Here is a 13,718-nt window from a genome sequence, read left to right on the forward strand (position 1 = left end):
ACTAGCGGATTGCCCTCAGCGTTATTTCTATATCCACATCATGACCCGATAGTTTACCCGGTAATATTTGACTATTAATTTGAGCTGCTGGTGATAGCGTAGCTGTAGGTGGCCGGAATTATTTTTTTATCCACGGAGGATATTAACCCTATGGCCATTGCTTCACTGGGAGAATAGTTTGTAAGGTTATACTCGCTATGCAGTATCTCGGCTATTTTGGCATCATCAAGTTTTGTACATGCCCGATACGTTTTTTTAAACATCTCATTGAAACGACGTGTTTCTTTTTCAAGATAAGCCACATCTGCTGGCCTGACATCTCCCTGATGTGAGATAGAGGCCGGGTGCAGGAACAGGCTGCCTTCAGGCAATGAGCGCCTGTCGTCTGCGGCGCAAAACATGATCGTTGCTGAAGAGCCGACGGTGGACATAGCCACGGTTGTTACGGGGATAGCAGAGCTTCTGACGGCAGCGGCGGCCATCAAGCCCGCATCCATATCACCGCCATAGCTATTGATGTAGAGATAAATTCTTTCTACATCATTATTTTTATTAACTTCATCAAAAGCGCTGACCAGCCTCGATACGGCGGAAGGTTGCATTTCTCCGGTATAATAAATTTTGGCTATTTTATTTTTATCTTCCACTGGCTGCGCTGCAGCAAATGAAGAATACGAAATTAACACTGTAATGATCAGGTGTATTGCGGCTTTCACATGTCTCTCCTTGATAAACTCAACTTAACATTCCATTTCTTCATAGCTTATAACATGGGATTGCAAAAGCAAGGTGATTTATAACCAGTAATTAAACAAAGAGTTAATATTGAAAAGAAAAAACCCAATAACTTAAAAAATAAAATAACCCTCTGTAATAGCAGGAATATTAACCCATAATTTAATAGCCCACTACGCCGGGCGTAGCGCCAAAATGACCTCCAGCGGCTTAGGCGGGCTGAAATAATAGCCCTGCAGCCGGTCGCAGCCTGCCCGGCCAAGCAGCTTGAGCTGCTCTTCGTTTTCCACGCCCTCCGCCGTCACTGCCATCCCCAGCGCGGTGGCAATACGTACCGTTCCATTCACCAGCGCCAGCGCTTGTTCATCGCGGTCCACCAGTCCGGCCAGGGACTTGTCTATTTTGATGGTGTCAAAGTTAAAACGGCGCAAATAGCCGATGCTCGAATAACCGTTGCCGAAATCGTCCAGCGCCACCGCCGTGCCCTGAGACTTAAGATTGCGAATTGCCGTCAGGGCGCGCTCCGGGTTTTCCAGCACATAGCTTTCCGTCACTTCCAGTTCAAGCCTTTGCGCCGGGAACGCCGTTTCCTGTAGCACCCGGGCAACCTTGTCTTCAAATTCCGGGTCGCGGAACTGCGCCGGAGAAATGTTTACCGACAGCCGCAGATCCTCATGGGGAGCTAAATCACAGCACGCCTGGCGGAGCACAAACAATCCGAGCGAATAGATAAGACCGCTCGTTTCAGCCACGGGAATAAACTCATCTGGCAACAGTTCTCCTCCTGGGCGACGCGGCCAGCGTACCAGCGCTTCCACACCGGCCATCGCCTGGCTACGTGCATCCATAATCGGCTGGTACCAAACCTCAAACTCATTCCGTAGAAGGCCCGCGCGAATGTCATTTTCGATGGTTAAACGGCGCTCGCGAACGTTATTCAACGCGGCATCATAATAAGTCGTGCGACCTTTTCCGGTAATTTTAGAGTGATACATAGCGATATCGGCCCGGCGGAACAGCTCCGAGCTGCTGCAATCCACCAGCGAGCCCGAAGCTATTCCGATACTGGCGCTAATATGAAGGGTACTTTCTCCCACGGGGACAGGCTGGCTAAGAAAATCCAGGACTGAACCCGCGAAGGCGGCTGAGTGTTCCCCGGCCCTCTCCCCGCCGATCATCATGGCAAATTCATCCCCTCCCATGCGCACCAGCATGCCGTTTGGTGGCACGCGATCGCGAAGAGCATGAGCAATGGTCACGATTAACTGGTCGCCTTTATCGTGCCCGTAAATATCATTCACGTCCTTAAAACCATCGAGATCGATAAATACCACGCTTTTTTCGTCGCTATCTCCCCGTTTGCTGATGGTTTCCAGCCGCTCGATGAGCGCTCGTCGGTTAGGTAAATGGCTGAGCCAGTCGGTTAACGCGATATTTCTCGCCTGCTTTTCACCTCGAGCCAGCTTGTACAGCCCCAGACTGCTGATGACGATAAAGACCAGGATTAGCACCGCCGCAAGCATCGTAATGCGCATAATATCTGCCGAAGCGGCGCGGGCCGCCTCTGCTCCAGGCAGCCGCGGCTGCCAGCTAAGGTATCCCAGCGTTTCACCGGAGGCGCTGTTCAGCGGGACACTTGAAGAATCAGATGGCGTAGGCGTCAGGCGTAGGTTTTCAATCTGAAACGTGTTTCCCAGCTCTTTTAGCATTGAGTTATTAATCTGACGGCCAATCACCAGGTAACGGCGCGTGGCGTCGTGAACCTGAAGCCGCCCCAACATGGGCCGAATCAGCCCAATGCCAATAAACGAAACGCCGCTCTCGGTTTGCGTGATCCCGGCAAAAATTTTTTTGTCGTCTTTAAGCGTTTGCGCGTTCTGGTGGACGAGGGACGCAAACCCCTTCCCAAGTTGAGAAATGTTTTGCCCCGTTACGCGTTGCCCACGAAACGAGCCCCAAAGCACATTGAACCCTTCATCCAGCACGTACACGCCATCATAGAGGTTATTGATTTTGTAACCCGCGCCCCAGGTGTTATACAGCCAGTTAACGTCCAGCTCAGGGCGATAAACTTGATTCACGGCATCGTCCCAGACCGCATTATCAATAACCAACGCCCACACGCGGTTGACCGAAGTCTGTATTGCCCCCTGTACCGACAGGGCGCTTCGGTGTTCGTCTATCTCATTGGTTTTACTGCTAATAAGGTGAAGTGAAAGGTAGAGGAGCGCGATAATAGACACGATCAGCCCGATACCTGCCATAAACACCATGGCAAACAGGGCTCCAGCAACGGGCGTGCTTTTCCAGCTAAGAGGATTACGCAATTTCAGCTCTCTTCTAAGTGAAATAACGTGAAGGTTTTTAGGCTTTTGATTTAGAGAAGTGCTTTTACCGTAAATAAGCGTAATACACCCTGAGGAAAGCGCTGCCCGAATCATTAACGGGCAGCGTGATGGATCAGGCAATTTTGATAATAACCATCCCTACCAGCAACAAACTTAGTCCAACCCAACCTTTGCGGTTAAGGCGCTGGCCGAAGAGGATCCAACCCGCGGCCACGGTGGCGGCGATACCAAACCCGCCCCAGAGCGCATAGGCGACGGATAACTCAATGCCTTTAACGGCCTGAGCCAGGGCGCTGAACGCGGCCAGCACGGCCAGCAGAGACAGCACACCGTAAATCGGGCGTTTGAAACCATCAGATTGTTTTAAAAAGATATTGGCGACGATTTCCAGAATAATGGCTAACGTTAGCCACAGGGCGTGTACCCACTCAAACGACTGCATGATGCTCCCCTTTCTCTGATATCACCGGGCGTGATTTTTTCTCTCGCGTACCCGATTTAATCAGCGCAATACCAATAACCAGCGTAGTTAAGCCAAGTATTTTTAGCGGTGAAATGGACTCATCAAACAGCATGACGCTGAAGACGGTAATAAACAGAATACCGATGCCTTCCCACATGGCATATGCCACGCCAAGGGCGATTTTTTTCACCGAAAACGCCAGAAAAATATAGGAGATCGCGATCATGACCAGCATGAAAATATACCCCATATTACTTTCGTTTACGCTTGACCATTTCATTGACAAGGTGCCGGTAATTTCGGCAACGATGGCTAATCCCAATAAAACCCAATAAATCATGATTTCTCTCCTGACAGAGAAAATAAAGATACAAAAAACCGACAAGCCACGTCACACGACGAGCAAGCGAAAATGTGAAAACCAGAAAAAAATGTCAGAAGAAAGGGACTATAGCGCGTTGCGCCAGTGCTGCTCACCAGAAAGTGAAGATGTAGATGTGATAAAAACAGAATGCTGATTGAATGAAGTGCTGAACGTATTGTCCATAATATTTCCAACTTACCCGCGGTGTTGCTTCTCATCAGTTGCGGATAGAAAATTGTCCTCAGTAGTTAAACACGGTGATTTTATACCATAATTCGGTATGTTAGCGGCTGACCTTTACACTCCTTTACGCAAAACGACAGCAAAAACACAATGTATCAAACTGTTTTTAACGTTTAAAATAACGTAATAAAGGGACACCTGTTTTAACGGTGGTGTATTATTCCCCCGCCCGCACATTGGAGAACCCGCCACGATGGCAAAACCAATTATTACACTCAAAGCACTGAAGGCCGTGATCATGCTGGGCATGCTGGTCATTATTTTGGTGGGTATTAAAGCGGCTGCCGACATCATCGTGCCATTTATTCTGGCGCTATTTATTGCCGTTATTCTAAACCCGCTAATTCGTCGTCTTGAACGGCTTCGGGTGCCGCGCGTGCTGGCCATCAGCCTGGTAATTGTCGTCATTATCCTGAGCATGGTGCTGCTGCTGGCCTATCTCGGCACTTCGCTAAACGAACTTGCGCGGACCCTGCCGCAGTACCGCTCTTCATTGGTGGTGCCGTTAAAAACCCTTGAACCCTGGCTGCAGCGCGCGGGAATTTCTGTTTCTGTCGATGAGTTAATGAAGTATGTCGATCCTAATGCCCTGATGACGCTGGTTACCGGTCTGCTGACGCAACTTTCCAACGCGATGACGTCTATCTTTTTACTGCTGCTGACCGTGGTGTTTATGCTGATTGAGGTCCCACAACTGCCACGCAAGCTGCAGCAGCTGATGGCTCGCCCGGAAGAAGGTATGGGCGCCATTCAGCGTGCGCTGGACAGCGTCAGCCATTATTTGGTGCTAAAAACGGCCATCAGCATCGTCACCGGCCTTGTCGTATGGGGCATGCTTGCCGCCCTTGACGTCCGCTTTGCCTTTATCTGGGGGCTGCTGGCCTTCGCACTCAACTATATTCCAAACATCGGCTCCGTGCTGGCGGCCATCCCGCCGGTGGTGCAGGTTCTGGTATTTAACGGGTTGTACGAGGCCCTGATTGTCGTCGCGGGTTATCTTCTGATTAACCTGGTGTTTGGCAATATCCTGGAGCCGCGCATGATGGGCCGAGGGCTTGGGCTCTCTACGCTGGTGGTATTCCTGTCACTCATCTTCTGGGGCTGGCTGCTCGGTCCGGTCGGTATGCTGCTGTCCGTGCCGCTGACGATTGCGGTGAAGATTGCGCTGGAACAAACGGAAGGCGGGAAAAGTATTGCGGTGCTGCTGAGTGATATGAGCAAGTCCTGAAGATTTTGCCCTCTCCCCAAAAGGAGGGAGAGGTAAGATCACATGCAATATATTTTATCCCCTCTCCCTTTGGGAGAGGGTTAGGGTGAGGGAAAAATCACTCCGGATCTAACTCAAAACGCTCCGCAATATACCCCAGCGCCTGCGACACGCCATCCGCGCTAATGGTATGTACCACGCCGGGTTCAAACAGCGTTTCAACTTCCGCGCCGGCTTCAATTAACGCCGCGGCAGCCGCTTCACTTTCAGCCCACGGAATCACCTGATCCGCCATACCATGAATCAACAGCGCCGACGCATCTGCCGCCACGTGATACGGTTTGGGTGAAGCAAGACGCCCGGAAAATGCCACTACGCCCGCCAGTGGAAAACGGGAGGTGGCCAGAACATCCAGGGCCATGATAGATCCCTGAGAGAAGCCCAGCAGAATGACCTGATCTTTACCCGGCGTCACGTCATGCTGCTTAAAAATAGCTTCCAGCTTCGCATCAAACGCGGCCCGGGCCTCTACCACGCGCTGCGGGCGGTTTTGTGCTGTCACGCCATCCAGGCTGAACCACTGCCAGGCATCGCCGCCGCCGTCAAAAGGCTCGCTGCCGTTCGGGGAGGCAAATAGCACTTCAGGCATGACCTGCTGGACGAAAAGCCCCAGCCCTTCGAGATCCGCCCCGGAACTCCCTACCCCATGTAACATCACGATCAGTTTTTTCATTTCCCTGCCCTGTGCTCAAACCTGAATGAATATCCTCGCAGGCGGCTACCTTATCGCGATCCCCCCCTTCACAACAAGTCAACCACCGCTAAATACGCGGCAATACCGAGCTTGTTTTTGAGCAACCGCTCAAGTATATTTCGCGCTTGAGCAACCGCTCAAACCTGGATTATTTTAGAGGCATTCAACATGCGCTTCACTAACCGCTGGCTGATTCTGGCGATCCTGACCAGCACCCTTTTCCTGATCATTATAGATATGACGGTGCTTTACACGGCACTGCCCAGGCTCACCCAGGCCTTAAACGCTACGGCGTCTGAAAAACTGTGGATCATTAACGCCTACCCGCTGGTGGCGGCGGGCCTGCTACCCGGCGCGGGCATGCTGAGTGACCGCCTGGGCCACAAGCTGCTCTTTATGTCCGGGTTACCTGTTTTCGGCCTCGCTTCGCTCTGCGCGGCCTACTCGCCCACGGCTGAACTGCTGATCGCTTCACGCGTGTTTCTGGCTATAGGTGCCACGATGATGATGCCAGCCACGCTTGCCATCGTGCGTCAGGTCTTTACCAACGAGCGCGAACGGGCGCTGGCCATCGGCATTTGGTCTGCCGTGGCTTCTGCCGCCGCGGCGCTTGGCCCGGTTATTGGCGGCGTGCTGCTGGAGTACTTCTGGTGGGGATCGGTCTTCCTGATTAACGTGCCGGTCGTCTTGCTGGTTATCGTTTTTGCCTGGTTCTTGATCCCACGGGATGCGGGGAACGCCAACCGTCCCTGTGATTTCACCGCTTCACTGCTGATTATGCTTGGCCTTGTAGGCGTGATTTACGCGCTCAAGGAACTCAGCAAGATGGATGCCTCGTGGCTAACCGTAGCCGGCTCTTTGCTGGCTGGCGTCGTCTTTTTAACGCTGTTTGTTCGTCGCCAACAGCGTTCGGCCCAGCCGATGATCGATTTCTCGCTGTTCCGTAACCGCATGTTTGCCAGCGGCATTAGCGTGGCGATTATCACCATGATCGCGCTAACCGGCATTGAGCTGGTGTTGACCCAGCGCCTGCAGCTTGTCCTGGGCCTGACGCCGCTGTTAGCCGGGCTGTCGATTCTGCCTATTCCGATTGGCTCGGCCCTGGCTTCACCGCTGGCCGGCGTCGTGCTGCCACGCTGGGGAGGCGCAAAACTTATGGTCTTCGGCCTGCTGGTGACAGCGATGGGTATGACGGGTATGGCTTTGCTAGCCGATTACAGTCTGACGCCACAGCTCGCCGCGCTGTTTGTCATCGGGCTTGGGCTCGGCGTGGCGTTTACCGCCGCATCAACATCCATCATGCTCAATGCCCCGGAAGAAAAAGCCGGCATGGTCGCGGCGATTGAGGATGTCTCATGGGAAATGGGCGGCGTACTTGGCGTGACGCTGCTGGGCGGCCTGATGACCGCGGTCTACAGCGCAAGCCTGGTGTTGCCTGAAGGCCTGGTGGCAGGAAACAGCGCGTACGACAGTCTGGATGAGGCTCTGCACCTTGCAGGCTCGATGAGCACGGCAAGCGCCGCCCTGCTGAAAGAGCTGGCGCGAAACGCCTTCAGCCATGCCTATCTGACGGTGATTATCTGCGCCGCCGTGCTGGTCGCCGTCAGCACCGCGATCTTGAAATATGTGCTGCGCCAGCCGGAAAAGCTGTCCAGCCAGCGTGTTAAAAACTGATAAGATGCTCCATCAGCGATTCAGATAACCGTGGAAACGTCATGAAAGAAGCACCGGACACGCTAAGAAGCAAAATCCTGAGCGGGGCCATTGAGCTGTTCATTGAGAAAGGCATTGAAAAGGTGACCACCCGCGAACTCACCGAGCGGGTGGGTATTTCACGGAGCCACATTTACCACTACTTCAGCGACTGGCAAACGCTTTGCATTGAAGCAATGACCGCGTTTTTGATGGCCGATCTGCACAAGTTTACCGCTGAAACCAACACGTTTTCCCCGGAAGATAAGCTGCAACGCTTGATCCACACGTATCTCCCTCACGCGCCGGACGCTGTCTGGCAGCTTTACGGCGCGCTGTGGCACCAGGCAGCGCACAGCAGCGTATGGGCCGAGCTCGCGCTGGTGATGACGCAAAAATGGGAAAAAGTGCTGGCCGATATCGTCGATAACGGCATTGCGGCCGGCGTGTTTAAGGCGGTGGATGCCGCCAGAGCTACGCGCCAGTTTAGCGCCCTGCTCAACGGTTATGCCGACAAACTGCTGGTCGCCTCAGCCCCTGCCGACAGGCAGCTGGCGCTGGACGACATCGACAGTTTTATTCGCCTGGTCCTGCGGGCGGGTTAAATTGCTATCCGCCGGCTGATCTCTACCACGCTGTCGCTCGGCAGGCGGTAATAGTGCGTCACGTGCGTGGCGTTTCTCACCATGAACGCGAAGCACTTACGCTGCCAGGCTGGCATCCCCTGCCCGTCCTCACGGGCCACGATGGTTTCATGGCCCAGATAGTAGGTCACGTCCTCCACGCGGAAGGCACACGCCATCTCTCCCAGTCTTGCCATAAGCTCAGGAATATGCGGTCTTTCCATAAAGCCGTACTGGGCGATACCGCGCCAGTAATTCGGTGCCTGCTCCACAATTACCAGCCGTTCTCCAGCCGGTACGCGCGGGACGTTCATGATAGAAATGGTCAGCGAAAGTACCTGCTCCTGCAGCGCGTGGTTGCGCGCCACATGCCACCGCATCACCGGCGGAATACCGTTGCGCGTTTTGGTCAGAAACACAGCTGAACCCTGCACGCGCGGCACGCCACGCTCTTTCAGCGCGGCGAAGAAGGTGTTCACATCGATCACCTTTTCGTTCACCGCCCTGGACGCCGCCGCCGCGCCACGGTGCCAGACCAGCATCGTCGTGCAGACAATCGCCGCCAGCAGCAGTGGAATATAACCGCCCTCCAGTACCTTGATCAGATTAGCGATCAGGAAGCAGGTATCGACGATCAAAAAGCCCCCCGCCACCAGCGCGCTGGTCAGCCGCCGCCACTGCCAGATGTGACGCATCGCCACGTACAGCAGCCCGGAGGTCATCAGCATGGTGAGAGATACCGCAATCCCGTAAGCCGCCGCCAGGTTCTCAGACGACCTGAAGAACACCGTCAGGAACAGCGTGACGCCCATCAGCAGCCAGTTGATCACGCCGATATAAATTTGCCCGTAGCTCTCCGCCGCCGTCTGGCGAATGCGCAGGCGCGGTAGCCAGCCCAATTGAATCGCCTGCCGGGTCATCGAAAATGCCCCGGTGATAATCGCCTGACTGGCAATAATGGTGGCCAGCGTGGCAAGGATCACCAGCGGGATCAGCAGTGCCGGCGGGCAAAGGCGGAAGAAGATATTCTGGGTGATATCGGCCCCGGAAAGGATCAGCGCCGACTGCCCCGCATAGTTCAGCAGCAGGCTCGGGAAGACCACGCCGTACCACGCCATCCAGATAGGCTTTTTACCGAAATGCCCCATGTCGGCATACAGCGCTTCCGCCCCGGTGACGCACAGAAACACGCCGCCCAGCACCATAAAACTGACAAAACCGTTAGAGACGAGAAACTGCAGGCCGTACAAGGGATTGATAGCCAGCAGCACGGCCGGATGCTGCGCGATACCCCAAATCCCAAGCCCGGCGATAGCAATAAACCACAGCGCCATAATCGGCCCGAAAACTTTACCTATCTTAGCCGTGCCGAAAGGCTGCACGGCAAACAGCAGTACCAGAATCGTCACCGCAATTGGCAGCACCCAGGTTTCGGCCTCCGGCAGGATAATATTCAGCCCTTCAATGGCGGAGAGCACTGAAATTGCGGGCGTAATCGCTCCGTCACCGTAGATCAGCGCCGCGCCCAATAAAGCCGCCAGCACCACCCAACGCGAGCCTTTGTCTCTCGCCACCAGCAGCGACATCAGCGCCATAATTCCGCCTTCCCCGTGGTTGTCGATGCGCATCGCAAACATCGCATACTTCACCGAGGTGATGAGGATCAGCGTCCAGATAATCAGCGACAGCAGACCCAGGATAACCGACGGGGTCGGATCGTTGCCGGATAACAGCAGCACCGTTTTCAAGGTATAAAGCGGGCTGGTGCCGATATCGCCAAACACCACGCCGAGGGCGCTTCCCGCGAGGATAAATTTATGCGGCGTTGTCCCGGAGGCTTCCGCGCCGTCCGTCTGCGACAGGTTTGTCATGTCCAGTCCTTTCTGTGATTTTTCTGGCTGTTGCCATCACAAAGTATAGAGGTGGATAAAAAACTTAAGATAAACAGTGGCAAATAAAAAAGGCCCAACGGTTCCCCGCCAGGCCAAAAGGTACTCCACATTAAAACCTTTTTTTAATTAAAGACCATCCCGCCGTCGATGAGCAGCGACTGCCCGGTCATATAGTCAGAGTCCGCGCTGGCCAGGTAAGACACACAGGCAGCCACATCTTCCGGCTCGGACAAACGTCCCAGAGTGATGCGTTTGGCGAATTCTGCGGTGCCATAACCCAGCGGTTTACCCGCTGCTTCAGACACCTGACGGTCGATTTCGGCCCACATTGGGGTTTTGACGATCCCTGGGCAGTAACCATTCACTGTGATGCCCAGCGGGGCCAGGTCGCGCGCCGCGGTCTGGGTCAGGCCGCGCACGGCAAATTTGCTGGAGCTGTAAACCGCCAGCTCGGGGTTACCCACGTGCCCAGCCTGGGAACAGGCGTTAATGATTTTCCCGCCGTGCCCTTCGGCTTTAAAGGCTTTAACCGCGGCCTGAATACCCCAAATCACGCCCTTCACGTTGATGTTATAGACCTTATCGACGATTTCCGGGGTGATGTCCTCGATAGGCGTGGAAGGGGCTACGCCAGCGTTGTTGACGATGACATCAAACCCTCCCAGTCCTTTGCGGGCAGCCTCAACGGCGGCGAAGACCTGATCGCGGTCGGACACGTCCGCAGTCACTTCCAGCGCGCGGCCGCCGTTGCGGTTAATTTCGTCCGCCACTTCTTTTGCGGTTTTGGCGTTGTAGTCCGCCACGGCGACGGCAAAGCCATCTTTAGCCAGACGCAGCGCGATAGCTTTCCCGATCCCCTGACCGGCCCCGGTAACCAATGCTACTTTTTTCATCACAATATCCTTCTGTAGTTTAAAGAATTTGGCTGAGGTGCAGCTGACTCATCAGCAAATGGTTGTCGCTGTAATCAACCGGAATGGCGACCACCGCCGGACCCTTCACATCCATGGCGGCGCGTAAAGTCGGCTCCAGCGCCTCCGCGCTTTCCACCGCGAAGCCCCGTGCACCGAAGGCATCCGCGTAAGCTTTGAAGTCCACCGGCCCGAAGTTCACGCCGGACAGACGCTGGTATTTTTTCTCTTCCTGAATCGCCACCATGTTGTAGGCGTTATCCACCCAAATGATGTGCAGCACGTTAGCGCCCAGACGTACCGCCGTTTCCAGCTCCATGCTGGACTGCAGGAACCCGCCGTCGCCGGACACCGAAACCACCTTGCGGCCCGGATTCACCAGCCACGCGCCAATGGCCCACGGCAGCGCTACGCCCATGGTTTGCTGGCCGTTGGAGATCATCAGCTGACGGGCGCGGAAGCTATAAAGATAGCGGGCGATCCAGATGTGGAAACTGCCCATATCGACGGTCAGGGTCACGTCGTCGTTCACGATGTCCTGCATCGCCCGGACGATGCGCAACGGGTGGAGTGCAAACTGATTCAGCTGTGCGCCCCTGCGGCTCAGCAGTTCACGCTGATGCTGCCTGTCAACAAGGATTTCTGACGCACGTGGGCTAAGGACCAGCGGTTTTTCTATACGGGCGGTGAGCTTGTCCAGCGTGCTGGCGATATCGCCCACCAGCTCGACGTCCGGCACGTAGTTACGTTCTTCATAGGCGGGCAGAACGTCGATATGCACCAGCGTGGCATCACCGGTATTCCACATCGCCGGCTCATACTCCACCGGGCTGTAGCCGATACAAACCACCAGGTCCGCAAGCTGTAACAGGCGGTCACCGGCCTGGTTATTAAAAAGCCCCACGCGCCCGGCAAAACGAGCAAAGTGCTGCTGATTCACCGCGCCTGCGGCCTGATAGGTGCTGGTGACCGGGATATGGCTTTTTTCCAGCAGATGGAACAGCGCCGCGCTGTTTTCCTGCTGGCTTGCCATCAGCCCAAGCAGGAATACAGGATTTTTAGCCTGCGAGATAAGTTTCGCCACATCGTTAATAGCGGCGTCAGGCGCTGCACCGGCTTTCACCGCCCCGTTGGCTGGCAAAATATTCCCGGTTGCCGGGCCGTCGCTGATGTCCTGCGGCAGGCTGACAAAGGCACTACCGGGGCGACCATGCTCGGCGGCGCGGAAGGCGTTTGAAACCACCTCAGCAATGGCGTCCGAAGAAGGGACTTCCACCGAGTATTTCGTCACCGGGCTGAACATCGCCACGGTGTCCATGCTTTGATGTACCAGTTTGGCTTTATCTGAACGTTTTACCGCGCCACCCAGCGCCACAACCGGGTCACCTTCGCTGTTGGCTGTTGCCATGCCGGTGATCAGGTTTGAGCAACCTGGGCCGGAGGTCACCAGTGCCACGCCCGCTTTCCCGGTGATGCGCCCCACCGCCGCCGCCATAAAGGCTGCATTGGCTTCGTGGCGGACCGGAATCAGTTCAATCGGCGAGTCGTTCAGCGAATCAAAGACCTTATCGATCTTCGCCCCGGGGATCCCAAAGACGTGCTTCACGCCCTGAGCTTCAAGCTGGCTGACCACCATGTCAGCGCCGTGCGCCCACTGGCGCAAAGGTTTTTTATTATTCATGGCTCACATCTCCTCAGGGAACGCTAGTTTTCAACCGCGCGGATAGCCGCGTCGAGATTTTCGGGGTGCAGGTTGGCGTTAAGAAATGCACTGTCTGCCGGAAGATCGATCATCAGCTTGTGGATCTCACCGAAGGTCAGCTCGCCTTGCTCCAGCTGATAATCGAGCAGATGCCCGCCGCCCTGGCGGTCATCGGTAATAAAGTGTTCGTGATAGCCCGCCACGTTGATGCCCTGCATATGCTGTGGGGTGCGGAACCCCACCAGCACGCCTTTACGGCCGTTAAAGCGGAACACCGGCTGGTCGTCCAGCACGTCTGTCATCGCGCGATATGGCGGCTTCTGGCGCGGTACCGTGCGGGTATGTGCGTGGTGGAAATGACCGTCGATGCGCAGCGCACAAAACAGGTTATCGGAGGGAATTTTTGCGTCGATAATCTCGTGCAGTTTCTGACGGCTGGTCAGGCTATTGATGCGCAAGCGGTACTGAGGTTTAAACCAGGTCATCACCGCAAACGGGGTTTTCTGCTGCGGGCTGGCCGCCCTGGCGCTGCCGTCTGACCGTAATTGATACACGTTGCTGTTGAAGGCAATCATCTCGCCGTCCAGCTCGTTAAAGGTCCCCAGGCCAAAGTCACCGTGCTTAAGCAGGTCGGCCATGGTGGTTTCCCCTTCATAGACGCCGCTCAATAATGCGCTCATCAATGAAGTCTGATATATCATGTTTTCTTTATTGGATGCGGCGAAGGTCTCGACCATCTCTAAAAGACTTTCTTCGCAGGAACATAGAGTTAGATCGCTCATGG

At 54.9% G+C, this 13,718-nt stretch carries 13 protein-coding genes; 3 read left to right on the forward strand and 10 right to left on the reverse strand.

The genetic code is table 11. The features are described from left to right. Positions 1-74 precede the first annotated feature (74 nt). The 5 genes from WFK85_RS08120 to WFK85_RS23620 form a co-directional block, all read right to left on the reverse strand. On the reverse strand, positions 75-716 hold the full coding sequence (locus WFK85_RS08120; RefSeq protein ID WP_008459260.1) for an ATP-dependent Clp protease proteolytic subunit: 642 nt from the start codon (positions 714-716) through the stop codon (positions 75-77). Between the two features lie 192 nt (positions 717-908). After that, the gene (locus tag WFK85_RS08125) at positions 909-3,062 is read right to left on the reverse strand and encodes a bifunctional diguanylate cyclase/phosphodiesterase (protein ID WP_336707389.1); all 2,154 of its coding nucleotides are present in this window, start codon (positions 3,060-3,062) and stop codon (positions 909-911) included. Between the two features lie 133 nt (positions 3,063-3,195). Then, positions 3,196-3,525: a multidrug/spermidine efflux SMR transporter subunit MdtI gene (gene mdtI / locus WFK85_RS08130; protein ID WP_008459264.1), complete on the reverse strand. Its 330-nt coding sequence runs from the start codon at positions 3,523-3,525 to the stop codon at positions 3,196-3,198. Next, the gene (gene mdtJ, locus WFK85_RS08135; protein WP_157141423.1) at positions 3,512-3,889 is read right to left on the reverse strand and encodes a multidrug/spermidine efflux SMR transporter subunit MdtJ; all 378 of its coding nucleotides are present in this window, start codon (positions 3,887-3,889) and stop codon (positions 3,512-3,514) included. The genes mdtI and mdtJ overlap by 14 nt, the downstream gene beginning before the upstream one ends. Positions 3,890-3,994: 105 nt before the next feature. Next, complete coding sequence (locus WFK85_RS23620; RefSeq protein WP_442892170.1) at positions 3,995-4,093, reverse strand: protein YdgV; 99 nt, start codon at positions 4,091-4,093, stop codon at positions 3,995-3,997. A 253-nt stretch (positions 4,094-4,346) separates the two neighbouring features. On the opposite strand from WFK85_RS23620, the gene WFK85_RS08140 reads away from it, so the two are divergent. Next, positions 4,347-5,381 (forward strand): AI-2E family transporter, encoded by a 1,035-nt coding sequence (locus WFK85_RS08140; protein WP_008459267.1) that lies wholly within the window; start codon positions 4,347-4,349, stop codon positions 5,379-5,381. A gap of 97 nt (positions 5,382-5,478) precedes the next feature. Here WFK85_RS08140 and WFK85_RS08145 read toward each other — a convergent pair whose 3' ends face one another. Beyond that, positions 5,479-6,093 (reverse strand): alpha/beta hydrolase, encoded by a 615-nt coding sequence (locus tag WFK85_RS08145; RefSeq protein ID WP_336707387.1) that lies wholly within the window; start codon positions 6,091-6,093, stop codon positions 5,479-5,481. A gap of 189 nt (positions 6,094-6,282) precedes the next feature. On the opposite strand from WFK85_RS08145, the gene WFK85_RS08150 reads away from it, so the two are divergent. Continuing rightward, positions 6,283-7,788, forward strand: coding sequence for an MFS transporter (locus WFK85_RS08150; RefSeq protein ID WP_336707385.1), 1,506 nt, complete (start codon positions 6,283-6,285; stop codon positions 7,786-7,788). A gap of 41 nt (positions 7,789-7,829) precedes the next feature. After that, complete coding sequence (locus WFK85_RS08155) at positions 7,830-8,411, forward strand: TetR/AcrR family transcriptional regulator (RefSeq protein WP_336707384.1); 582 nt, start codon at positions 7,830-7,832, stop codon at positions 8,409-8,411. Here WFK85_RS08155 and WFK85_RS08160 read toward each other — a convergent pair. The 4 genes from WFK85_RS08160 to budA all read right to left on the reverse strand — a co-directional run bounded on the left by WFK85_RS08160 (position 8,408) and on the right by budA (position 13,716). Continuing rightward, complete coding sequence (locus WFK85_RS08160; RefSeq protein ID WP_008459275.1) at positions 8,408-10,300, reverse strand: potassium transporter Kup; 1,893 nt, start codon at positions 10,298-10,300, stop codon at positions 8,408-8,410. The two genes, WFK85_RS08155 and WFK85_RS08160, sit on opposite strands and share 4 nt — an antisense overlap. A gap of 143 nt (positions 10,301-10,443) precedes the next feature. After that, positions 10,444-11,214, reverse strand: coding sequence for a (S)-acetoin forming diacetyl reductase (locus WFK85_RS08165; RefSeq protein WP_008459277.1), 771 nt, complete (start codon positions 11,212-11,214; stop codon positions 10,444-10,446). Between the two features lie 19 nt (positions 11,215-11,233). Beyond that, on the reverse strand, positions 11,234-12,913 hold the full coding sequence (alsS, locus tag WFK85_RS08170; protein WP_166992815.1) for an acetolactate synthase AlsS: 1,680 nt from the start codon (positions 12,911-12,913) through the stop codon (positions 11,234-11,236). Between the two features lie 23 nt (positions 12,914-12,936). Then, positions 12,937-13,716, reverse strand: coding sequence for an acetolactate decarboxylase (budA, locus tag WFK85_RS08175; protein ID WP_336707383.1), 780 nt, complete (start codon positions 13,714-13,716; stop codon positions 12,937-12,939). Positions 13,717-13,718: the final 2 nt, after the last annotated feature.

Source organism: Cedecea sp. VD22, from assembly GCF_037150195.1.
GTDB lineage: Bacteria > Pseudomonadota > Gammaproteobacteria > Enterobacterales > Enterobacteriaceae > Cedecea.